We start from the raw sequence: 23,140 nt of genomic DNA on the forward strand, positions 1-23,140 counted from the left end.
CGCCCGATCCGGCAGGGGATTTCTCAGGGCTTGAAGTCCGCGGGCACGCCAAAGGGCGGCGTCTCCACGCTCGTCCCGGTCAGGGCGTGCAGGAACGCCACCAGTTGCGCGATTTCACCGTCGCTCAGGTCAACTGGCGTGATGTCGACCTTGGCGCGTTGGCGTGCCATCTCGAACTGGTCCTGCCAGACGATGAAATCGGCCTGTTCCAGCCACGGCACCCGGGGCAGCGCGGCCTGATCGGTTGTCCAGCGTGACAGGCTGGTTGCCGGGTTCAGGTGGTGACGGGTGATCCCTTCGAGGTCGGGAAAGGCGCCGTTGTGGCCATAGGGTGCGGTCAGCGCCACGTTGCGCAGCATCGGCGTGCGGAACCGGTAGGCGTCCTCCAGCCGGTCACTTTCGCCCATGCGACCCACGTCGCGGGCATAGGCGTCCCATTGCCGGGTGCGGCCGGGGCCGAAAGGCGGCAGGGCCAGTGCGTGGAATTTCTGATCCGACAGCAGCGGCCCCGAATGGCAGGTGGCGCACCGCGCCTTGCTGTAGAACAGCCGCATCCCGGCCTTCTGATCGGGGGTCAGGGCGGTCTCGTCCCCAGCCAAATACTGGTCGAACGGGCTGTCGGTGCTGCGCCATTCGATGGCCATGAAAACGGCCAGAGCGTTGGCGACATGGGTGATGGTGATGTCCTCGGTGCTGTCCACGTCGTCAAAGGCGGCCACCATGGCCGGGCCGTATTTCGGGTCGGTCCGCACCCGTTTGGCGATGATCGGCCAGCCCTTGTCGATCCGGTCATGCACGGCACCGGTGACCTCGTTCTCGGCCACGTTCCCGGCCATTTCGAACTGAGCGGTCAGCGGAAACAGCGCCTGCGCGGCCAGCAGCGAGTTCAGCCCTTCGGGCAGCCATTCCTGCGCGGGAGAATTGAACCCGTTGCCATAGACATCCGACAGGCTGAGCCGCCCGTCATGGAACATCGTGTGGATGCCACGCGCGCCCAGGTTCCACAGACCCGGCGCGTTGCGCGGGATGCGCTTGCGGATGCGGTCCGCCCCGGTCCCGGGCGTGCGGTCGGGGCCAAGGCCCCGGCCACCCTCGCCGATGCCCAGCGACAGGCCGTCGGAGGTGCCGAAATCGGGGTGGTGGCAATGGGCGCAGGTGATGTTGCGGTTGCCCGACAGGATCGGGTCATAAAATAGCTGGTGACCGATCGCGGCCTGATCCCTATCAAAGAACAGAAAGTCGTCATCGGTCAGCGGCGCGGGCAGGTCCTGCGCCCAGGCCGCCCCGCAGAACAGGAGACCCGCCGCCCCATGCGCCAGCTTGTGCTTGCCCTTTGTCTTGCCGCCACGCCCGTCTGGGCCGAACTGGAACAGGCCCGCGATCTGATGGAAGCAGGCGAGTTTGCCGCCGCGCGCGAACAGCTTCTGCCGGCGGCCCGGTCGGGCAACGCCGAGGCCGAGGAGCTGATCGGCGTGATGTACGGCCTTGGTCTTGGGGTCGAGCAGGACTACGAACGCGCGTTCGAATGGTATCTGCGGGCCTCGATGAAGGGGCATCCGGGCGCGCAATCGGGTGTCGGGTGGTATTACGAGCTGGGCCTGGGCCTGCCTGCGCCCGATCTGGTGCGGGCCTACATGTGGTACACGCTCAGCGCCATCGGCGGCGACCCCGATGCGGCGATCAGCCTGGAAGAGGTGGTGAAGAAGATGACGCCCGAACAGATCGAAAAGGCCCATGTGCTGGTCAATGACTACAAGGGGTGGATGTACCCCTTTCGGTAAAGGCGGGCCGGGATGACGCGACACCCCGGCCCGAACCGTATCAGTTCAGGTCGGCGGCGCGTTCCGCGTTGATCTCGGCCTCGGCCTCGGCCACGGCCGCGGTCAGAGCGCCATAGATCTCGTCCCCGCGCGCGACGTTCTGCTGGAACCAGTCATAGACCGGGGTCGCGGCCTGCTTGAACGCCTCTTTTTCCTCGGGGGTCGGCACGTACAGGTCGCCGCCACCGGCCACGAAATCCTCGTAGGCCTGGATCGACTTGCGCTTGGGCGAGGCAAAGGTGGCCTGCTGCAGCGCATAGAACCCATCGACGACGACACGGCGCAGATCTTCGGGCATTTCCTGGAACTTGGCGTTGTTCATCCACCACAGCGCGCCCATATAGGCGTGCCCGTCCAACGTGACATATTGCAGGCCGGCATCGGGGAACTTCATGCCCATGATGTCGGTGATGCCGTTCTTCGAGCCGTCAACCACGCCGGTCTGGAAGCTGGTGAACAGTTCCGGCCACGGGATCGGGGTGGGCGAGGCGCCCAGGGCCTTGACCAGTTCCTGCGGCAGGTCTGCGACCACGGTGCGGATCTTCAGCCCGTCCATGTCGGACGGCTGGGTCACGCGGCGCTTGGTGTTGGCGAAGTTGCGCCAGCCGCCGGTGTTGCCGATGGTCATCAGACGGATCGCGCCGCCCGAATCTTCCAGCGCCATTTCGCGCATCTTGCGGGTGAAATCACCCGACAGGACCCGCTCGGCGATGCGGTCGTCGGCCATCAGATAGGGCAGGTCCAGAACCTGTACGTAAGGGAAGATGCCCGAGGCCCCGCCCGAGGTCGAGATATAGATGTCGATGGTGCCGTCGGCCACGCCCTGCAGGCATTCGGCCCCGTTCGAGCACAGCTGCGTGCCGATAAACAGCTCGACCTCGATTGCGCCGTTCGAGGCGTTCTCGACGAAGTTCTTGAACACGACCAGGCCGTCATAGTCCTCGTCGTTTTCGTTCGAGTTGGCGGTGGCGCGCAGCGTATAGTCGGCCGCCGAGGCCGCCAGCGCCGAGGCCGCCACCAGCGACGTGGCCAGTGCTGCGGTTTTGAAGAATGTTCTGAGCATGCGTTTCCTCCCTGTGGTACTCAGTCTAGTTTGCAAATCCCGTCAATCTCGGGATCGTCATGGATATTGCGGGGACATAGGTGATCAGGAAGATCACCGCGATTTCGACGGCCAGGAACGGCAGGATCGCCTTGGCGATGGTTTCCACCCGTTCGCGTGACACGGCGGCGGCCACGAACAGCACCAGCCCCATGGGCGGCGTGGCCAGGCCAACGGTCAGGTTTACGCTCATGATGATGGCGAAGTGGATCGGGTCGACCCCCAGGCTGGTGAAGATCGGGCCCAGGATCGGCCCCAGGATGATGATTGCCGGGCCTGCATCCAGGAACATGCCCACGACGAACAGCAGCAGGTTGATCAGGAACAGCAGGATCAGCGGGTTTTCGGACAGTCCGAGGATCAGCGCGGCCAGCTGCTCGGGCGCATGGCTGAGGCTGACCACGGTCTTGAACGCCATCGCGGCCCCCACCAGCAGCAGCACCACGGCCGAGGTCATGCCCGCATTGCTGAGGACTTCGGGCACCTCTTTCAAGGTCAGCGTGCGCAGCACGAAAAACCCGATGATGAAGGCATACCCGACGGCGACGGCGGCGGCTTCGGTCGGGGTGAAGATGCCGCCCAGAATGCCGCCCAGGATGATTACCGGCGTCATCAGCGGGAAAAAGGCCTTGAGGCTGGCCTGACCGCGCTCGGGCCAGGTGTATTTGCGGCTGGCCACCGGGAAATCATACCGGTTGGCCATGACCTTGATCATCAGCATCAGACCGATGCCCACCATGACACCCGGCACGATGCCCGCCAGGAACAGGGCCGCGACGCTTTCGCCCATGACATAGGCATAGATGATCATGATCCCCGAGGGCGGGATGATCGGCCCGATGACCGAGCTGGCGGCGGTGATCGCGGCGGCGAATTTGCGGGTATAGCCCTGCTTCTCCATCGCCGGGATCAGCATCGAGCCCAGTGCCGAGGTATCGGCCACCGCCGAGCCCGACAGCCCCGCGAAGAGGATCGAGCTGAGTACGTTCACATGCGCCAGCCCGCCGCGCAGATGCCCCATCAGCGCCTGGCTGAACTCGACCAGACGGATGGTGATGCCGCCGCGGTTCATCAGCTCTCCGGCCAGCATGAAGAAGGGGATGGCCATCAGCGGAAAGCTGTCCATCCCGTTGTAGACGTTGCGATACAGCAGGGTGATGTCGTTGGTCTGGCCGTTCAGCCACAGCAGCAGGCCGGGTGCGGCCAGCAATGCGAAAAAGACCGGCAGGCCGATCAGCAGAAACACCAGGAAGACGGGCAGGAACCAGACCAGCATCTATTCGGCTCCCACGGCGGCTTCGGGGATCTCGGGCAGCAGGTGGCCGCCGCCCAGCATGGTAATGATCGACCGCAGGATCAGTTCGATGTTGACCGACAGCAGCAGGATCACGCCCACCAGCAGGGAGGCCATCATCCAGCTGCGCGGGATCCGGTACCATTCATCAAAGCCCAGCGAGGTGGGCAAATACAGCGCGGCGGTGGCGAAACGCCCGCCAAAACCGGTGACCTCGGACCAGCCGATGCGCACGGCGACCACCAGAACCGTCAGGCTGAGCAGCAGCAGAAACAGGTTCAGCAACTGGCCGGGTACGCGCGGCAGAAAGCGGACCAGCATGTCGATGGCCACGAACCCGCCACGCCGGAATGCGGTGGGTGCCATCAGGCCCGTCATCCACAACATGCAGAACCGCGCGGCCTCGTCAGGCCAGGCCAGGGCGTTGCCCAGAACGTAACGGAAGAACACCTGAATCAGGATCGCGATCACCATGAAGGCGATCGCAACGACACCGACCGCGCGGCCCAGACGCAGCGCGGTTTCGTTCACGAATGCAATCGGCGCAAGCACCGACGTCAATCCGCCCATGCGGATCCTCCCTGTTCAGGCCGCGGGTTTTGCCCGCGACCGTGTCCCGCGCTTATTGGTGCGCGAATTGGCCGAGCTTGCCGGCGTAAAAGGTCAGCGCGTCTCCGTCCGCCATGCTGGCCCGCAAGACCTTGCCCACCACGATAACGTGATCGCCCGCATCGTGATACGCATGTTGTTCACATTCGAACCGCGCCAGGCATCCGCGCAGCAGCGGCGTGCCGTTTTCGCAGCGGTCGTGGTCGATGTCGCGTAGGGCAAAGGCGTCCTTCGAGCAGCCAAAGCACAGCTCGGCCTGGTCGGCCGACAGAACATGAACACTGAAATGACGCGCCTTGTAAAAATAGGAGAACCGGCGCGAGTTCCGGTCGCCGGCCCACATCACCAAGGGCGGGTCCAGCGACAGCGAGGAAAAGCTGTTGGCCGTGATGCAGACCGGCCCGTCGGGGCTGTCGCACGTCACCACGGTAACGCCGGTGGCGAACCGGCCGAAAGCGTCCCGCAGGGTGCGGGTGTCGTCCTTGTGCGGAATGAAGGTGCGCGCCATGTCGTTCGAAAATGCGTTCATCATGGTACCTCATGCCCCAGCGCCGCCTCGTAGAGGCGGAACCAGACTTCACGATCCAGATTGACTTTGAGGGCGTCCGAAATGCGCTTGATGCGGTCCAGGCTATTGGTGCCCAGAACCGGCAGGATGCCGGCCGGATGGGCCAGCAGGAAGGCCACGGCCACCGCGGCCCGGTCGACGCCGAACTGCGCGCCGATCTCATCCGCGACCACGCCCACCGGAGGATTACCCGCCATCAGCGCTCCGCCGCCCAGCGGCGACCACGCCATCACCGGGTGGCCGTGCTGCTGGTGAAAGGCCAGATCGCCATTGGTGAACGGAGCGATCGCGCCCAGAGAAATCTCGATCTGGTTGGTCACCAGCGGGGTCTTCATGGCCGATTGCAGCAGCTGCCAGTCCCAGGGTCGGAAATTCGACACGCCCACCGCGCGGACCTTGCCGCTGGCCACAACCTCGTCCAGCGCGGCGCCGGTTTCATGGTGGTCCATGAACGGGTCGGGGCGGTGGATCAGCAGCAGGTCGATATGGTCGATCGCCATTTCCCGCAGCGAGGTATCGACCGATTTCAGGATATGCGCGCGCGAGGTGTCATAGTATTTCACCTTGGCATCCGCATAGCGCCCGCAGGGGGCGACGATGTCGCATTTGGTGACGATCTCCATCCGGTCCCGCAGGCCGGGATTGGCGCGCAGGGCGTTGCCCAGAATCGCTTCGGCGCCATAGTCGCCATAGATGTCGGCCTGATCGAAGCTGGTGATGCCCTGATCCAGACAGGCGTGGATTTTGGCCGCCACATGCGCGGACGAGGTGTCGCTGTCATCGCCCAGCCGCCACATGCCATAGACAAGGCGGCTCAGTTCCAGGGTGTCGGAAAGCTTGATACGTTGCATCAACGACGAACTCCGTTGCCCAGCGGCGTCGCCGGGGTGTCAGCAGGAACCCTTCCATAGGCTTCGGGAAGGGAACAGGTTTTCAGATGCGGCATCACACGGGTGCCGAAATGGCGGGCCTCGTCCATATGCGGATAGCCCGAGAAGATGAAGGCGCGGATGCCCATCTTCTGATACTCTTCGATCTTCGACAGCACCTGGTCGGTCGACCCCACCAGCGCCGCGCCGCAGCCTGACCGCGCCCGGCCGACGCCTGTCCACAGGCCCGGTTCGACATAGCCGTATTTGTCGGCCAGCTCGCGGTTCCTGGCCTGATGCGAAACACCGAGCGAGGTGGCGTCCAGCGCCCGTTCGCGGATCGCGCGGCCGTATTCGTCATCCAGTTTCGACACGATGTAGTCGGCATATTCCTTGGCCTCGGCCTCGGTGTCGCGCACGATCATGTGCACCCGCAGACCATAGTCCAGCGTGCGGCCGTACTCGTCGGCCACCGCGTGCACGGCTTTCATCCGCTCGGCCAGCTGGTCCTTGGTTTCGGGCCACATCAGATAGACGTCGCAATGCTGGCCGCACAGCTTCAGCGCATCGGGCGAATAGCCCCCGAAATACAGCAGCGGCCCGCCGGTTTGATAGGGTTTGGCCGGATCGGTCGTCAGACCCGAGAAATTGTAGACCTGACCCTGGTAATTGATCTCATCCTGCGTCCAGGCCTGTTTCAGAATCTCGACCACCTCACGCGAGCGCTGGTATCGATAACTGCTTTCGGCCTTTTCGCCCGGAAAATCCGACGAGATGATGTTGACCGTCAGCCGACCCTTCAGCATGTGATCCAGCGTCGCGATGGTGCGTGCCAGCATGATCGGCTGCATTTCGCCGCAGCGCACGGCGGCCAGCAGGTTGATCTTTTCTGTGATCGGCGCGCAGCCGGCCACGAAACTCAGCGTGTCCTGCCCCACCTGATACGAGGACGGGCACAGGATGTTGCGGAAGCCCTGCGCCTCGGCCTCTTTCACGATGCCCGAGCAATGTTCCCAGCTGGAGCGCAGATCGCCGTCGGGCACACCGAGAAACTGATAATCGTCCGAGCACAGCGCCGCGAACCACGAAACCTCGGCCGCATCCAGATCGGGGGATGTGATGGGGACGATCGTCATCTGATTCTCTCTCCTGCCGGGCTCAACTTTTCTCTTGCGTAGCAACCACATTGATGTAGATCAATAGTGTATCAATTTTTTCTGCGACCAAGTGAAGCGCCCGCGTGCCCCCATCCACCAGAAACCCCAACGCCCTGCCGATCTATGTGCAGATCGCCGAGCTGCTGATCCGCGACATCGCCGCCGGCCGGCTGATCGACGGCGAGCGTCTGCCGCCCGAGCGGGACATGGCGGCGCAGTTGAACGTCTCGGTCGGGACGCTGCGAAAATCGCTCGCCGAGCTGGAAAAAAAGGGGATGCTCGAGCGGATCCAGGGCTCGGGCAACTATGTGCGCGAGACCGGAACCCAGAACAGCGTTTATGCCATGTTCCGGCTGGAACTGCCCGAGGGCGGCGGCCTGCCGCGCGCCGACATCCTGTCGGTCGATCACCTGGACAAGCCCGCCGACCTGCCCGATTTCGGCACCTCGCGGCGCGGGTCGCGCGTGCGGCGGATGCGCTATCTGAATGACACAATCATCGCGGTCGAGGAGATCTGGCTGGACGAATCAGCCGGTCTGATCGACCGGCGGCTGCTGTCGGACTCGCTCTATCGCTATTACCAGCAGCAGCTTGGGTTCTGGATCACCCGCGCCGAGGATCGGGTTTCGGTCGGCCGGCTGCCCGACTGGACCCCCGCGGACTTCACCCGGCCGGCGGGCGAGACCGTCGGTTACATCGAGCGGTTCAGCTGGTCGGAACGGCCTGAACCCGTCGAGTTTTCGAAAACCTGGTTCGACCCGGACCGGGCAACTTACGTCCAACGACTGAAATGACGAGGAAACGCGCATGACCCGGACCATCAATTACGGGCTGATCGGATGTGGCATGATGGGGCAGGAACACCTGCACAACATCGCCTTGCTGGAGGGCACGCAAGTGGCCGCCATTTTCGAACCCGACCCCGAGATGGCGCGCGCCGCGCAGGCGATTGCGCCGGGGGCCAGGATGGTGCCGTCGCTGCAGGACCTGCTGGCGGTCGAGGCGCTGGACTGCCTGGTCATAGCCAGCCCCAACCATCTGCATGTGGATCAGATCGCCCAGATCGCCGAAACGCGTCCCTTGCCCCTGTTGGTGGAAAAGCCGCTGTTCACCAACCCCGACGATGCGGCCCGTCTGGCCGAGATCGAGCGCAGCTATCCCTGTCCGATCTGGGTGGCGATGGAATATCGCTACATGCCGCCCATCGCCGCCCTGATCGCCGAGGCGCAGGACACCAGCGGCGGGGTCAAGATGCTGAGCATCCGCGAACACCGCTTTCCATTCTTGGAAAAGGTCGGCAACTGGAACCGGTTCAACCGCAACACCGGCGGCACGTTCGTCGAGAAATGCTGTCATTTCTTCGACCTGATGCGCCTCATCCTGCAATCCGACCCGGTGCGCATCAGCGCCAGCGGCGGGCAGGCCGTGAACCATCTGGACGAAACCTATGACGGCGAAACGCCCGACATCCTCGACCACGGCTATGTCAACATCGATTTCGCCTCGGGCGCGCGGGCGATGCTGGAACTGTGCATGTTCGCCGAGGGCGCGCGGTATCAGGAGGAAATCTCGGTCGTCGGCCCCAAGGCCAAGATCGAGGCGCTGGTCCCCGGGCCGGGCCGGTTCTGGCCCGAACATCTGGGCGCGCCGCCGGTGCCGCAGCTGATCGTCAGCCCGCGCGACCCCAAGGGCCCTGTCGCCCGCGACATTCCCGTCGACCCGCGCCTGCTGGCGGCGGGCGACCACAACGGCTCGACCTTCTATCAGCACCAGGGCTTTCTGGCGCTGGTGCGCGGTGAGCGCGACGCCCCGGATGTCAGCCTGACCGACGGCATGTGGGCAGTACGCATGGGTCTGGCGGCGCAGCAATCGCTGGCCACGGGCGAAACCGTCCGGCTGGATCGCTGAGGTCTTTCTGCGGGTGCAAAATGCGCCGATCGGAAACCTGTGTTCCGATTTGGCGTCACCGCCCGTGTCGTTTTTGATATTCAAAGCGTCTTTTCCGCTTGCCCGCCCAACCGCGGCCCCCTAGGTCTGGCCGCGGGACACCCCTCCCCAACGAGGGGCGTATATCTGGAAGGGTAACACCAATGACCATCGAACGACCGGCAGCGCGGCCGGCCAATCCGCGTTTTTCCTCGGGCCCCTGCGCCAAACCCCCTACATTCGAGCTGAACAAGCTGGCTGGTGCCGCGCTGGGCCGATCGCACCGCGCCGCCGTCGGCAAGGACAAGCTGAAGGCCGCCATCGAAGGCACGCGCGAGCTGCTGGGCATTCCGGCCGACTATCGCATCGGCATCGTTCCGGCCTCGGATACCGGCGCGGTGGAAATGGCGCTGTGGTCGCTGCTGGGCGAACGCAAGGTCGAGATGCTGGCCTGGGAAAGCTTTGGCGCGGGTTGGGTTACCGACGTGGTCAAACAGCTGAAGATCGACGCCGAGGTGAAAACCGCCGATTACGGGCAGATCGTCGATCTGGCGTCCATAGATTTCAACAATGACGTGGTCTTTACCTGGAACGGGACCACCTCGGGCGTGCGGGTTCCGAATGGCGACTGGATCGCCGATGACCGCGCCGGCCTGACCATCTGCGACGCCACCAGCGCCGCCTTTGCGATGGACCTGCCCTGGGACAAGCTGGATGTCACCACCTTCAGCTGGCAGAAGGTTCTGGGTGGCGAGGCCGCGCATGGCATACTGATCCTCAGCCCCCGCGCGGTCGAGCGGCTGGAAAGCTATACCCCCGCATGGCCGCTGCCGAAGATCTTCCGCCTTACCAAGAGTGGCAAGCTGATCGAGGGCATCTTCCAGGGCGCCACGATCAACACGCCGTCGATGCTGGCGGTCGAGGATTACCTGTTCGCGCTGGACTGGGCGCGCTCGGTCGGCGGGTTGCAGGGCCTGATCGCCCGCGCTGATGCCAACGCACAGGCGATTTTCGAGTTCTGCGACCAGAACGACTGGATCGACAATCTGGCTGAAGACCCGGGCACCCGGTCGAATACCAGCGTCTGCCTGAAATTCACCGATCCGCGCATTCGCGACGGCGCAAGCTTTGCCAAGGCGGTCGCCAAGCGGCTGGAGGCCGAGAACGTGGCGCTGGACATCGGCGCGTATCGCGATGCGCCGGCCGGGCTGCGCATCTGGTGCGGCGGCACGGTCGAGACGTCCGACATCCAGGCGATGCTGCCCTGGCTGAAATGGGCGTTCGAGGCCGAGATCGCCGCACAGGCCGAAGCCGCCTGACTCCATTCCCCGACAAGATCCGGGCCGCGTCCGGCCCGGAGTCATCATCCCATTCAAGGACCACGCACATGGCCCCCAAAGTACTCGTATCCGACAAGCTCAGCGAAACCGCGGTTCAGATCTTCCGCGACCGCGGCATCGACGTGGATTTCATGCCCGACGTGGGCAAGGACAAGGAAAAGCTGGCCGAGATCATCGGCAACTATGACGGCCTGGCCATCCGCTCGGCCACCAAGGTCACCGAGAAGATCTTGGAGAAGGCTGACAAGCTGAAGGTGATCGGCCGCGCCGGCATCGGCACCGACAACATCGACAAGGACGCGGCCTCGAAAAAGGGCGTGATCGTGATGAACACGCCGTTCGGCAACATGATCACCACCGCCGAGCACGCCATAGCGATGATGTTCGCCGTGGCGCGCCAGATCCCCGAGGCCAATGCCAGCACCCATGCGGGCAAGTGGGAAAAGTCCAAGTTCATGGGGGTCGAGCTGACCAACAAGACGCTGGGCGTGATCGGTGCCGGCAATATCGGCGGCATCGTCTGCGACCGGGCGCAGGGCCTCAAGATGAAGGTTATCGCCTATGACCCCTATCTGGGCCAGGAGAAGGCCGACAAGATGGGCGTGGAAAAGGTCGAGCTGGACGAGCTGCTGGCGCGGGCCGATTTCATCACCCTGCACGTGCCGCTGACGGACCAGACCCGCAACATCCTCAGCCGCGAGAATCTGGCCAACACCAAGAAGGGCGTGCGCATCATCAACTGCGCCCGCGGCGGTCTGGTCGACGAAGAGGCGCTGGCCGAACTGATCAAATCCGGCCATGTCGCTGGAGCCGCCTTCGACGTGTTCAGCGAGGAACCGGCCAAGGAAAACCCGCTGTTCGGCCTGCCCAACGTGGTCTGCACCCCGCATCTGGGCGCCGCGACCACCGAAGCGCAGGAAAACGTGGCGCTGCAGGTGGCCGAGCAGATCTCGAACTATCTGCTGACCGGGGCGGTAGAGAATGCATTGAACATGCCCAGCGTCACCGCCGAAGAGGCCAAGGTCATGGGACCGTGGATCAAGCTGGCCGGCCATCTGGGCAGCTTCATCGGCCAGATGACCGACGAGCCGATCAAGGCGATCAACATCCTGTATGACGGCGTTGCGGCGCAGATGAACCTGGCCGCGCTGAACTGCGCGGTGGTGGCGGGGATCATGAAACGCTCGAACCCCGAGGTGAACATGGTCTCGGCCCCGGTCGTGGCCAAAGAGCGCGGCGTCAAGATCTCGACCACCAACCAGGACAAGTCGGGCGCCTTCGAGGGCTATATCAAGGTGACCGTGGTGACCGACAAGCGCGAACGCTCAATCGGGGGCACCGTGTTCAGCGACGGCAAGCCGCGCTTCATCCAGATCAAGGGCATCAACATCGATGCCGAGGTCGGCGCGCACATGCTCTACACCACCAACGAGGACGTGCCGGGCATCATCGGCACCCTGGGAAAGACCATGGGCGAGCATGGCGTGAACATCGCCAACTTTACCCTGGGCCGCGCAGAAGCAGGCGGCGAGGCGATCGCGCTGCTGTATGTTGACGAGCCGGTTCCGGCCGAAGCCCGCGCAAAGCTGGCTGAAACCGGGCTGTTCACCCAGATCAAGCCGCTGGAGTTCGACGTGGTCTGATCCGGCAAGACCCGGATGAAAGCGATTGACGCCTGCACCCGCCCGGTGCAGGCGTTGTCGTTGCAAAGGCCCGCAAATCCAACCCGGCCTGGAACGGAGACATGGACATGACTGCGCCCATCTACGCCATCGGTGATCTGCACGGCCAGACGGCCGAGTTCGACCGTGCCCTGTCGCTGATCGAGCAGGATGGCAGGCGCGATTCGCGGATCGTGTTTCTGGGCGATTACGTCGATCGGGGGCCCGACAGCAAGGGCCTGCTGGACCGGCTGATTGCCGGGCGCGACGCCGGGCGGAACTGGGTCACGCTGCTGGGCAACCATGACCGGATGTTCGCGTGGTTCCTGCGGGATGAGCCGCGCCATGATCCGCATCTTCTGGTCGGCTACCACTGGCTGCACGAGCGGCTGGGAGGAACTGAAACCCTGCGCAGCTATGGTGTGGAATTCGAAGACCGCACCCGGCTGCAGGATGTGCATCGGGCGGCCCTTGCTGCGGTGCCGGTCGCGCACAAGGCTTTTCTGCGCGACCTCGTACGGATGCATCAGACCCCCGAGCTTGCCTTTGTCCATGCCGGCATCCGGCCGGGCGTGCCGCTGGGCGCGCAGGCCGAGGACGATCTGGTCTGGATCCGTCAGAGCTTTCACGCCTGCGAAACCCCGCATCCCAAGCTGATCGTGCATGGCCACACGGTGGTGGACCGCCCCACCCATTACGGGAACCGCATCAACCTGGACAGCGGCGCGGGCTATGGCCGCCAACCCGGTGTCGCCGTGTTCGAGGGGCGCGACTGCTGGCTGCTGACCGAAGCCGGACGCGTGCCGCTGCGCCCCTGATCAGCCGCCCGCGAACATGTCTTTGTAGGCCTCGCGCAGGGCGTTTTTCTGCACCTTGCCCATCGTATTTCGCGGCAGTTCGTTCAGCAGGATCAGCCTGCGGGGATGTTTGAAACGGGCAAGGCTTCGGCTCACCGCCTCCATGATCGCATCCAGATCCGGTGCCGCGCCGGCCTCGGGCACCAGGATGCCCAGCACGGTCTCCCCGAAATCCGGGTGCGGCACGCCGATCACCGCGCTTTCCAGCACGCCGGGCTGGTCATCCAGAACCAGCTCGATTTCCTTGGGATAGATGTTGTAGCCGCCCGAAATGATCAGGTCCTTGCCGCGCCCGACGATATGCACATAGCCGTCCGCGTCGATGCGGCCCAGATCACCGGTTATGAAGAACCCGTCCTCGCGCAGTTCGGCGGCGGTTTTCTCAGGCATCTGCCAATAGCCCTTGAACACGTTCGGCCCGCGCACCTCGATCATGCCGATCTCGCCCTGCGGCAGCGGTTCGCCCGTTTCAGGGTCGGTGATCTTCAACTCGACCCCCGGCAGCGGAAAGCCCACCGTTCCGGCCCGACGCTCGCCGTCATAGGGGTTCGAGGTGTTCATGTTGGTTTCGGTCATGCCATAGCGTTCCAGGATGCGGTGGCCGGTGCGTTGCTCGAACCGCGTGTGGGTTTCGGCCAGCAGCGGCGCCGAACCGGATATGAACAGCCGCATGTGCCGGGTCAGATCCCCGGTAAACCGGTCGTCGTCCAGAAGCCGGGTATAGAAGGTCGGCACACCCATCATCGAGGTGGCCTTGGGCATCAGGCGCAAGATGTCGTCCAGATCGAAGCCCGGCAGAAAGATTATCGATCCACCGGCCGACAGCATGACATTGGTGGCCACGAACAGGCCATGGGTGTGAAAGATCGGCAGCGCGTGCAGCAACACGTCATCCGCGGTGAAGCGCCACTCCTGCACCAGAGTTTCGGCGTTCGACAGCAGGTTCGCCTGCGTCAGCATGGCCCCTTTCGACCGCCCGGTGGTGCCCGAAGTGTAAAGGAAAGCTGCGAGGTCATCCTCGGTCCTGTGCGCGGGTTCGAAGGCTGGCAACATCCCAAGCGCGCGCCGCATCAGGCTGCCGGAACCGTCCGCGTTCAGAGTTTCGAGCATCGCATTCTGCGCTTGGGCAATCGGCTCGATATCGGCTTGTGATTTGGCATCCGCGACAACCATCCGAGCACCGCTGTTTTCGATGAAATACCGCAGCTCGTCTGTCGTATAGGCGGTATTCAGCGGCAGAAAGATCAGCCCGGCCTGAACGCAGGCTGCGTAAAGCGCTAGCGCCTCGGGCGATTTCGCGACCTGCACCGCAACGCGGTCATCCGGTTCCAGTCCACAGGCGGTCAAAGCGTTGGCGATCCGGGCCGCCATGTCTAGGAAATCGGCATGTGAGAGAACGCGTCCGTCCGGCAGATGCAGGAACGGCGTTGTCTTGCCCGCGTGAATGCCGACAAGTCGATCGTATAGCGGGTTGCTCATCCCGTTCTCCGTGTTGCCGTTGCTCGGTCAAGGCGAATCTGTACCGGATTCGGGCCGCGGTAAAGGCCCGGACAGGCTCAGAACCGGGTGGTCATCCGGTATCCGGCCGCGAAATACATCTTGGCGAAGGTAACCGGGCTGCCTTGCAACCAGGTGATACGTTCCGCGGTAAAGACCGGCTCGCCAACCGTTACGTCCAGAAACCCGGCCAGTTCAGCATCGGCGCGGCTTGCCAGAAAAGACAGCTCGACATTGGTGAAGGGGACCGTCTGAATCAGCCATTCATTGGGTCCCAGCGTCGAGAAATCAGCCTGTTCGACAGCCGGAACGCTGGCCGTAACGATCCAGCGATCTTCGAACTGAAACGGGGTGTTGTCCGAAAAATGCATGCAGCGCACATGCATCACCCGCCGATCCGATCCCAGCGCCAGCCGCGCGGCCAGCCAGTCGGGCGCCTGTTCGGCTTGGGCTGAGACAAGTGCATAGCGGTAGGTGCCGCCCAGAGCCTCGACCTCTTCCCTGACCAGCGGGATGGTGAACCGGGCCTGTCTCTGCGGCGCGCTCAGCACCCGGGTACCGGCCTTGCGGCGACGTTCCAGAAATCCTTCCTCGGCCAGTTCGCGCAGCGCCCGATTGACCGTTGTACGCGTGCAGGAAAACTCGACCGCAAGATCCTGCTCGTTGGGCAGCAACATGTCCGGCAGCCACTGGCCCGAGCGGATGCGGTCAAGCACAGTCTGCTTGATTTCCTTGTAGCCGGTCGTGTCAGCGGTCTGGGTCATCTTGATCTCAACTCAGTTCTTTGTCGGGTCAGACGTCGGTCAAAAGGTCTGCAATCGCGGCTTTGTAGTCTCTGATTATCGTCTCGCGCGCAATATGCCTGCCATCCCGCACCATATGACGGCCTGCCGACCACAGATCCGTTACCAGACCATCGGGTGCGGCAAAGCACAAGCCGTCCAGAAGTTGATGATCCGCCAGCGCGCAAAGCGTCGGGTGCGACCGGTCAAGCGCCACCATGTCGGCCAGTTTGCCGACCGCGATCTCTCCGGCATTGCGGCCCACAGCCTGTGCCCCGCCGTGTGCCGCGCCGGTGTACAATGCATGCCCCACGGAACCGTTGGCTGCCGCCAGAACCCCGCGGGATCGGTCGCGAAGGCGCTGGGAATATTCCAGACTGCGCAACTCTTCTGGCAGAGAAACCCGCACGTTAGAGTCTGATCCGACACCGAACCGTCCTTGAGTTTCAAGGTAGGGCACTCCGTTGAAGATCCCGTCGCCCAGGTTGGCTTCTGTGATCGGACACAGGCCGGCCACGGCCTCCGAACGCGCCAGAGCGCGTGTTTCGGCGTCGTTCATCTGGGTGGCATGGATCAGACACCAGCGTGAGTCGACCTGGGCATTGTCCAAAAGCCAGGCGACCGGGCGTTGGCCCAAAGCGGATTGCACGTCCTCGACCTCTTTCACCTGTTCGGCGATATGGATGTGAACCGGACCCTCCGGAACCTGCGCCAGCAGCAGGGCCAAGTCCTTGGGTGAGGTGGCGCGCAACGAGTGCGGCGCGATGCCGACCACCGTGTCCGCGGCAAGATCTGCGGCAGCCGACCGGCACTCGTGATACAACTCCATGAACCGGTCCACGTCATTGCCGAACCGCAGCTGGCCGCCAGACAGGGGCTCTTGCCGGACGCCGCCGTAGGAATAGAGAACCGGCAAATGGGTCAGACCGATTCCCGTCCGCGAAGCTGCTGCGAAGAGCCGCTGGCTCAGCTCGGAAAGCTGGTCGTAGGGCGCGCCGCCGGGCTGGTGATGCACATAGTGGAATTCCCCGACTGCGGCATATCCGGCCTCCTGCATCTCAAGGAACACCAGCGCGGCGATGGCCTCCATCTGCTCGGGCGTCAACCTGTCCAGAAAGCGGTACATGAGATTTCGCCAGGACCAGAAGCTTTCCCGCCCGGCTGCGCGAAACTCGGTCATACCGGCCATGGCGCGCTGAAACGCGTGGCTGTGCAGGTTTGACAAGGCTGGCAGCAGGACATCTACGCAGGTGTCGGCCGACTGCGGACGCGCGCCGGTCTCCAATCCGGTGATTGCGCCATTCGCAGTTTCGACCCGCAGGTCTGAAACCCAGTCAGAGCCTAACAAGGCGGTTTTGGCGTGGATCTGCATCGGTGTCTCTTTTTGTGTAGACTTTAATTTTTTACACGTATACGAAAAATTGAAACCCGAGGGGAGTCCAAAAGAATCGCGATGACCAGAAATTCGGTGATTTGTTGTCGGCGGATCGCAACCATGGCGGATGGGGTTGCGTCCTATGGCTTGGTTGAAGACGCAGCGATTGCTGTTTCATCGGGCCGGATCCAATGGGTCGGGCCGCACCGAGATCTGCCGCCGGATCACGCCGACTGGCCGATCGTCGATTTCGCAGATCGGTTGATCACTCCGGGCCTGATCGATCCGCACACGCATGCGATTTTCGGGGGCAACCGGGCGGTTGAGTTCGAAATGCGGTTGAACGGGGCAACCTACGAGGAGATCGCGCGCGCCGGCGGGGGAATTCTGTCGACGGTCACCGCCACACGCGCCGCCAGTATTCAGGACCTGATCCAAGAGGCACTGCCTCGCATAGATGCGTTGTTGGCCGAGGGTGTGACCTGCATTGAAATCAAGTCCGGTTACGGACTGGATCAGGACACCGAGCTGCGCATGTTGCGCGCGGCCCGGGAAATTGCAAAGCAGCGCCCGGTGCGGGTTCGGACCAGCTTTCTGGGCGCTCATGCAGTGCCGCCCGAATTTACAGGGCGCGCGGACGCCTATATCGACACGGTCTGCATCCCAACCCTGAGCGCGGCCCATGCCGAGGGGCTGGTCGACGCAGTCGACGGGTTCTGTGAGGGCATCGCCTTCGATACGGCTCAGACCGCGCGGGTGTTCGACGCCGCGCGTGAACTGGGGCTGCCGGTCAAGCTTCATGCCGAGCAATTGTCAAACCTGGGAGGGGCCCGGCTGGCGGCCTCCTACGGCGCCCTGTCAGCCGATCATGTCGAATATGTGGACGCCACCGGCGTGGCGGCCATGGCCGAGGTTGGAACGACCGCGGTTCTGCTGCCCGGCGCATTCTACACGCTGCGGGAAACGCAGGTCCCGCCGGTCGATCTGTTCCGCAAGGCCGGGGTGCCGATGGCCCTGGCCACCGATTGCAACCCGGGGTCCTCGCCGCTGACATCGCTGCTGCTGACGATGAACATGGGCTGCACCCTGTTTGGCATGACCCCGGCCGAGGCGCTGGCCGGGGTCACCCGTAATGCCGCCCGCGCGCTTGGGTTGACCGATGCCGGCACGATCGCGCCGGGGCAGCGGGCTGATCTGGCCGTGTGGGACGTCTCTCACCCGGCCGAGCTGGCCTATCGGATCGGGTTCAACCCGCTGCACGCACGCATTTTCGGAGGGGAGGCATGAGCGCTCTGACCTTGGTTCCGGGGCAGGTCTCGCTGGCCCAACTGGCGGATGTCTACTGGAACGAAACGCCGGTGGTTCTGGATCATTGCTGTCGCCCGGCTGTTGAGGCCGCCGCCGCCCGCATCGCCGAGGCCGCCGCCGGTGACCAGCCCGTCTATGGCGTGAATACCGGTTTCGGCAAGCTGGCCAGCCTCAAGATCGCGGCCAAGGACACCTCGGCGCTGCAGCGCAACCTGATCCTCAGCCATTGCTGCGGGGTCGGTCCGGCGGTCCCGCGGCGGCTGGCGCGCCTGATGATGGCGCTCAAGCTGTTGTCCTTCGGGCGCGGCGCATCGGGCGTGCGATGGGCGTTGGTGGACCTGCTGCAGCAGATGCTCGCCCGTGGCGTGACCCCGGTGATCCCGGCGCAGGGCTCGGTCGGGGCCTCGGGCGATCTGGCGCCGCTGGCCCACATGACGGCGGTGGTCATCGGCGAAGGCAAAGCCGAGTTGGACGGTACGGTCATGCCGGGCGCCGAGGCCTTAAAAAAGGCCGGGTTAGAGCCTGTTCAACTGGGGCCGAAAGAGGGGCTGGCCTTCATCAACGGCACCCAGTTTTCGACGGCCTACGCCTTGGCGGGCCTGTTCGAGGGCTGGCGCGCGGCGCAGAACGCGCTGGTCGTTTCGGCCGTATCGACCGATGCCATCATGGGCTCCACCGCGCCGCTGCAACCCGAGATCCATGCCCTGCGCGGTCATCGCGGCCAGATCGAGGCCGCCAGCGCCATGCGGGCCGTGTTGCAGGGGTCGGAAATACGCGAAAGCCATCGCGAGGGCGACAGCCGCGTGCAGGACCCGTATTGCATCCGCTGCCAGCCGCAGGTCACCGGTGCAGCGATGGACGTGATCCGGCAGGCTGCCGCGACTTTGCAGACTGAGGCCAACGCGGCCACTGACAACCCGCTGGTGCTGTCCGATCCCGACATGATCGTCTCGGGCGGCAATTTTCACGCTGAACCGGTGGGATTTGCCGCCGACATGATCGCGCTGGCCCTGTCCGAGATCGGCGCCATCGCGCAACGCCGGATCGCACTGATGGTGGATCCGACGCTCAGCTTCGATCTGCCGCCATTCCTGACCCCCGATCCGGGCTTGAATTCCGGATTCATGATCGCCGAGGTCACGACCGCCGCGCTGATGAGCGAGAACAAGCATCTGGCCAATCCGTGCGTCACCGACAGCACGCCCACCTCGGCCAACCAGGAAGATCACGTCTCGATGGCCGCCCACGGGGCGCGGCGTTTGACGCGCATGGTGGAAAACCTGAACCACATTCTGGGGATCGAACTGCTCTGTGCCGCCCAGGGCGTCGAGTTTCGCGCACCGCTGGTCACCAGCGCGCCCTTGCAGCGGGTGATTGCGCGGCTGCGCGCCGATATCCCGCCTTTGGCGGAGGACCGGTACCTGGCCCCCGACTTGGAGCAGGCCAAGGATCTTGTGGCCAGCGGCGCAATCCTGGGGGCGCTCGGCGTACCGCTGCCGGAGGTGACGGCATGACCGTGGTCGAGGTGCAGCGGGGGCAGGGCCCGATCGTGCTGGGCCAACCGCATGGGGGAACCGTCGTGCCCGAGGAGACCCATGCGCGCCTGAACCAGATCGGCCGGGCGTTGGCCGACACGGATTGGCACATAAACAGGCTCTATGAGGGGCTTTTTGGCGATGCGACGGTGGTCCAGTCCTGCGTGCACCGCTATGTGATCGACGCCAATCGTGACCCCGCAGGTCAGTCGCTCTATCCGGGACAGAACACGACGACTCTGGTGCCGCTGACCGATTTCGACGGGCACCCCATATGGCTGGAAGGGCAGGAGCCGTCGAAGGATGAAATCAAGGAGAGGTGCGAGAAGTTCCACGCCCCCTATCACGCCGCGTTGCAGGAAGAATTGGAGCGGGTGCGGGCCAGGCATGGCGTGGCGATCCTGTTAGACTGCCACTCGATCCGGTCGCGGATCCCCTTCCTGTTCGACGGAGAGTTGCCGGTCTTCAACACGGGCACCAATGACGGAACCACCTGCGCACCCGAGGTCGCGCAGGCGGTGGACGCCGTGGCCCGGGCGTCGGGCTGTACCGCAGTGCAGAACGGCCGGTTCAAGGGCGGCTGGACCACCCGGCACTATGGCCGCCCGGACAAGGGCATACATGCGATCCAGATGGAGATCGCCCAACGCGCTTACATGGACGAGACCCCGCCCTGGACATGGCGCGCGGACCGGGCCGAACGCCTGCGCCCGCACCTGCAAGAGATGCTTGACCGCCTGCGTGCTTTGGCCCTGTCGGGCGCGCTGGCCGAAAAAGGAGCCCCGAAATGAGTGACCCGCGCAAGAACACCCGTGACGTCTTTCCGCCGACCGGGCCGGACCTGAATGCCAAAAGCTGGCTGACCGAGGCCCCGTTGCGGATGCTGATGAACAACCTGCACCCCGATGTGGCCGAAAACCCGCACGAATTGGTGGTCTATGGCGGCATCGGCCGTGCGGCGCGGACCTGGAATGATTTCGACACTATTGTTGCGAGTTTGAAGGATCTCGAGGCCGACGAGACCCTGATCGTGCAGTCCGGCAAGCCGGTGGCGATCATCCGCACGCACAAGGACGCGCCGCGGGTGCTGATCGCCAATTCCAACCTCGTGCCGCATTGGGCGACCTGGGACCATTTCAACGAATTGGATCGGAAGGGCCTGATGATGTACGGCCAGATGACGGCCGGGTCGTGGATCTATATCGGCACGCAGGGCATCGTTCAGGGCACCTATGAAACCTTCGCCGAGGCCGGGCGCCAACACTATGGCGGCGACCTGACCGGCCGATGGATCTTGACCGGGGGGCTGGGCGGCATGGGCGGAGCACAGCCTCTGGCGGCAGTCTTCGCCGGGGCCTGCTGTCTGGCGGTGGAATGCAACCCCGACAGCATCGATTTTCGCCTGCGCACCAAATACCTGGATGAAAAGGCCGAAACGCTGGACGAGGCGTTGGCCATGATCGACCGCTGGACCAAGGCGGGCGAGGCGAAGTCCGTGGGTCTGCTGGGCAATGCGGCCGAGATCTTTCCCGAGATCTACCGCCGCATGGCCGCCGGCGGGATGCGCCCCGACATCGTGACGGACCAGACCAGCGCCCATGACCCGATCAACGGGTATCTGCCGCTGGGCTGGACCCTCGCCCAGTGGCGCGAAAAGCGGGAAACAGACCCTAAAGCGGTGGAAAAGGCCGCGCGCGCCTCGATGAAGCAGCATGTCGCGGCGATGGTCGATTTCTGGAACGCGGGCGTGCCGACGCTGGACTATGGCAACAACATCCGTCAGGTCGCGCAGGACGAGGGGCTTGAGAACGCCTTTGCCTTTCCCGGCTTCGTCCCGGCCTATATCCGCCCGCTGTTCTGCCGAGGCATCGGCCCGTTCCGCTGGTGCGCGCTGTCGGGCGACCCCGAGGATATCTACAAGACCGACGCCAAGATGAAGGAGCTGTTCCCCGAGAACGAGCATCTGCATCGTTGGCTGGATATGGCGCAGGATCGGATCGCGTTTCAGGGCCTGCCCGCGCGGATTTGCTGGATCGGGCTGGGCGATCGGCACCGGGCCGGACTGGCCTTCAACCAGATGGTCGCGAACGGAGAACTGAGCGCACCGGTCGTCATCGGCCGGGATCATCTGGACAGCGGCTCGGTCGCCAGCCCCAACCGCGAGACCGAGGCGATGCTGGACGGCTCCGACGCCGTGTCGGACTGGCCGCTGCTGAACGCGTTGATCAACACCGCCAGCGGCGCGACCTGGGTGTCGTTGCATCACGGCGGCGGGGTCGGCATGGGCTTCAGCCAGCACGCGGGCGTGGTGATCTGCGCCGACGGCACCGAGGACGCCGCGCGGCGGCTGGAGCGGGTGTTGTGGAACGACCCGGCCTCGGGCGTGTGGCGTCATGCGGATGCGGGGTATGACATCGCCAAGGACTGCGCCCGCGAACACGGCCTGTGCCTGCCGGGCATTCTGGGGTAGCGGCGCGGAATTGGCCTCTGGCGGAAATGCTGCGCCTGCGATATGCGCAGGGCAGGCTGCCGGAGGATCAAGATGTACGTTGCCACCCTGTTGACCAACCCCAAGACGCCTTCGCTGGACGGGGCGCTGATCGACGCGTTGCGCAATGCCTGGGGCGGGGGCGACATACAGTGGCTGAGCCCCGACGAGGCGGCCGAATTTGCCCTGGCGGCGGTTCCGGCCAACCGCTGGGATGTCTGGGCCGAACTGCAGAAACTGGGCGTCGATCTGGTGGTGCAGCCCGCCAAGGGCCGCCGCAAGAAGATGCTGCTGGCCGACATGGACAGCACGATGATCCAGCAGGAATGCATCGACGAACTGGCGGACGAGGCCGGGGTGGGCGAGCGGGTCAAGGACATCACCGCCCGCGCCATGAATGGCGAACTGGATTTCGAAGGCGCGTTGACCGAGCGGGTGGGCCTGCTGAAGGGGCTGGACGTATCGGTGATCGACCGGGTGCTGAACCAGCGCATCACCTTGATGCCGGGCGGCCGCGAACTGGTCGCGACGATGCGGGCCAATGGTGGCTATGCCGCGCTGGTCTCGGGCGGGTTCACCGCGTTCACGGCCCGCGTGGCCGAGCTGCTGGGTTTTGACGAGAACCGCGCCAACACGCTATTGGCGGAGGACGGCAAGCTGACTGGTGACGTGCAGCGCCCGATCCTGGGCCGTCAGGCCAAGGTCGAGGCGCTGGAACAGATCTCGGCCCGGCTGGGCATTTCCGAGGGCGAGGTGATCGCCGTGGGCGACGGGGCGAATGATCTGGGCATGCTGGAGCGTGCCGGGACGGGCGTGGCCCTGCACGCCAAACCCTCGGTCGCCGCGCAATGCGACGTGCGCATCAACCATGGCGACCTGACCGCGCTGCTGTACCTGCAGGGATATGCCCGATCGGATTTTGCGCAGGGCTGATCCAGCGGTTTCGGGTTTC

21 protein-coding genes are annotated in these 23,140 nt (G+C 64.3%); 11 read left to right on the forward strand and 10 right to left on the reverse strand.

The features are described 5' to 3' along the window. Positions 1-23: 23 nt before the first annotated feature. On the reverse strand, positions 24-1,265 hold the full coding sequence (locus tag ACR0MM_RS11725; protein WP_480696511.1) for a cytochrome-c peroxidase: 1,242 nt from the start codon (positions 1,263-1,265) through the stop codon (positions 24-26). 45 nt (positions 1,266-1,310) lie between these two features. Here ACR0MM_RS11725 and ACR0MM_RS11730 point away from each other — a divergent pair, with 45 nt between their 5' ends. Continuing rightward, complete coding sequence (locus ACR0MM_RS11730; RefSeq protein WP_005980315.1) at positions 1,311-1,781, forward strand: tetratricopeptide repeat protein; 471 nt, start codon at positions 1,311-1,313, stop codon at positions 1,779-1,781. 40 nt (positions 1,782-1,821) lie between these two features. On the opposite strand, the gene ACR0MM_RS11735 is transcribed toward ACR0MM_RS11730, so the two are convergent. The 6 genes from ACR0MM_RS11735 to ACR0MM_RS11760 are packed head-to-tail and all read right to left on the reverse strand — an operon-like array spanning position 1,822 to position 7,398. After that, entirely contained in the window at positions 1,822-2,883 is a 1,062-nt protein-coding gene (locus ACR0MM_RS11735) for a TRAP transporter substrate-binding protein (protein WP_170341179.1), read from the reverse strand. A gap of 25 nt (positions 2,884-2,908) precedes the next feature. After that, a complete protein-coding gene (locus ACR0MM_RS11740) occupies positions 2,909-4,198 on the reverse strand; it encodes a TRAP transporter large permease (protein WP_093964183.1) in 1,290 nt (429 codons plus the stop codon). After that, positions 4,199-4,786, reverse strand: coding sequence for a TRAP transporter small permease (locus tag ACR0MM_RS11745; RefSeq protein ID WP_480696293.1), 588 nt, complete (start codon positions 4,784-4,786; stop codon positions 4,199-4,201). A gap of 52 nt (positions 4,787-4,838) precedes the next feature. Beyond that, a complete protein-coding gene (locus ACR0MM_RS11750) occupies positions 4,839-5,357 on the reverse strand; it encodes a flavin reductase family protein (protein ID WP_480696295.1) in 519 nt (172 codons plus the stop codon). Continuing rightward, a complete protein-coding gene (locus tag ACR0MM_RS11755; RefSeq protein WP_480696297.1) occupies positions 5,354-6,244 on the reverse strand; it encodes an aldo/keto reductase in 891 nt (296 codons plus the stop codon). Before ACR0MM_RS11755 ends, ACR0MM_RS11750 begins: the two co-directional genes overlap by 4 nt. Further along, positions 6,244-7,398 (reverse strand): LLM class flavin-dependent oxidoreductase, encoded by a 1,155-nt coding sequence (locus tag ACR0MM_RS11760; RefSeq protein WP_093964187.1) that lies wholly within the window; start codon positions 7,396-7,398, stop codon positions 6,244-6,246. Before ACR0MM_RS11760 ends, ACR0MM_RS11755 begins: the two co-directional genes overlap by 1 nt. Positions 7,399-7,502: 104 nt before the next feature. Here ACR0MM_RS11760 and ACR0MM_RS11765 point away from each other — a divergent pair, with 104 nt between their 5' ends. From ACR0MM_RS11765 to ACR0MM_RS11785, 5 genes are all read left to right on the forward strand, one after another. After that, entirely contained in the window at positions 7,503-8,213 is a 711-nt protein-coding gene (locus ACR0MM_RS11765) for a GntR family transcriptional regulator (protein WP_480696299.1), read from the forward strand. 13 nt (positions 8,214-8,226) lie between these two features. Beyond that, positions 8,227-9,327 carry a Gfo/Idh/MocA family protein gene (locus tag ACR0MM_RS11770; protein ID WP_170372936.1) on the forward strand — a complete coding sequence of 367 codons (1,101 nt, stop codon included), beginning with the start codon at positions 8,227-8,229 and terminating at the stop codon, positions 9,325-9,327. A 182-nt stretch (positions 9,328-9,509) separates the two neighbouring features. Then, positions 9,510-10,664 carry a phosphoserine transaminase gene (locus tag ACR0MM_RS11775; RefSeq protein WP_480696301.1) on the forward strand — a complete coding sequence of 385 codons (1,155 nt, stop codon included), beginning with the start codon at positions 9,510-9,512 and terminating at the stop codon, positions 10,662-10,664. A 68-nt stretch (positions 10,665-10,732) separates the two neighbouring features. After that, positions 10,733-12,328: a phosphoglycerate dehydrogenase gene (gene serA / locus ACR0MM_RS11780; RefSeq protein ID WP_480696303.1), complete on the forward strand. Its 1,596-nt coding sequence runs from the start codon at positions 10,733-10,735 to the stop codon at positions 12,326-12,328. Positions 12,329-12,435: 107 nt separating this feature from the next. After that, positions 12,436-13,164 carry a metallophosphoesterase family protein gene (locus ACR0MM_RS11785; protein ID WP_480696305.1) on the forward strand — a complete coding sequence of 243 codons (729 nt, stop codon included), beginning with the start codon at positions 12,436-12,438 and terminating at the stop codon, positions 13,162-13,164. On the opposite strand, the gene ACR0MM_RS11790 is transcribed toward ACR0MM_RS11785, so the two are convergent. The 3 genes from ACR0MM_RS11790 to ACR0MM_RS11800 all read right to left on the reverse strand — a co-directional run bounded on the left by ACR0MM_RS11790 (position 13,165) and on the right by ACR0MM_RS11800 (position 16,854). Continuing rightward, positions 13,165-14,682 carry a malonate--CoA ligase gene (locus ACR0MM_RS11790; RefSeq protein ID WP_480696307.1) on the reverse strand — a complete coding sequence of 506 codons (1,518 nt, stop codon included), beginning with the start codon at positions 14,680-14,682 and terminating at the stop codon, positions 13,165-13,167. 77 nt (positions 14,683-14,759) lie between these two features. Next, complete coding sequence (locus ACR0MM_RS11795; protein ID WP_170459850.1) at positions 14,760-15,464, reverse strand: GntR family transcriptional regulator; 705 nt, start codon at positions 15,462-15,464, stop codon at positions 14,760-14,762. 28 nt (positions 15,465-15,492) lie between these two features. Next, the gene (locus tag ACR0MM_RS11800) at positions 15,493-16,854 is read right to left on the reverse strand and encodes a formimidoylglutamate deiminase (RefSeq protein WP_480696309.1); all 1,362 of its coding nucleotides are present in this window, start codon (positions 16,852-16,854) and stop codon (positions 15,493-15,495) included. A gap of 81 nt (positions 16,855-16,935) precedes the next feature. Here ACR0MM_RS11800 and hutI point away from each other — a divergent pair, with 81 nt between their 5' ends. The 5 genes from hutI to serB all read left to right on the forward strand — a co-directional run bounded on the left by hutI (position 16,936) and on the right by serB (position 23,121). Continuing rightward, positions 16,936-18,144, forward strand: a complete 1,209-nt coding sequence (gene hutI / locus ACR0MM_RS11805; RefSeq protein ID WP_480696311.1) for an imidazolonepropionase — start codon at positions 16,936-16,938, stop codon at positions 18,142-18,144. Further along, a complete protein-coding gene (hutH, locus tag ACR0MM_RS11810) occupies positions 18,141-19,679 on the forward strand; it encodes a histidine ammonia-lyase (RefSeq protein WP_480696313.1) in 1,539 nt (512 codons plus the stop codon). Before hutI ends, hutH begins: the two co-directional genes overlap by 4 nt. Further along, complete coding sequence (hutG, locus tag ACR0MM_RS11815) at positions 19,676-20,491, forward strand: N-formylglutamate deformylase (RefSeq protein ID WP_480696315.1); 816 nt, start codon at positions 19,676-19,678, stop codon at positions 20,489-20,491. The genes hutH and hutG overlap by 4 nt, the downstream gene beginning before the upstream one ends. Beyond that, positions 20,488-22,170, forward strand: coding sequence for a urocanate hydratase (hutU, locus tag ACR0MM_RS11820; protein ID WP_480696317.1), 1,683 nt, complete (start codon positions 20,488-20,490; stop codon positions 22,168-22,170). Before hutG ends, hutU begins: the two co-directional genes overlap by 4 nt. Before the next feature lie 72 nt (positions 22,171-22,242). Then, positions 22,243-23,121 carry a phosphoserine phosphatase SerB gene (gene serB, locus ACR0MM_RS11825; protein WP_480696319.1) on the forward strand — a complete coding sequence of 293 codons (879 nt, stop codon included), beginning with the start codon at positions 22,243-22,245 and terminating at the stop codon, positions 23,119-23,121. The last annotated feature ends 19 nt before the right edge of the window (positions 23,122-23,140 follow it).

The sequence above is a fragment of the Ruegeria sp. BC6 genome, assembly GCF_056539185.1.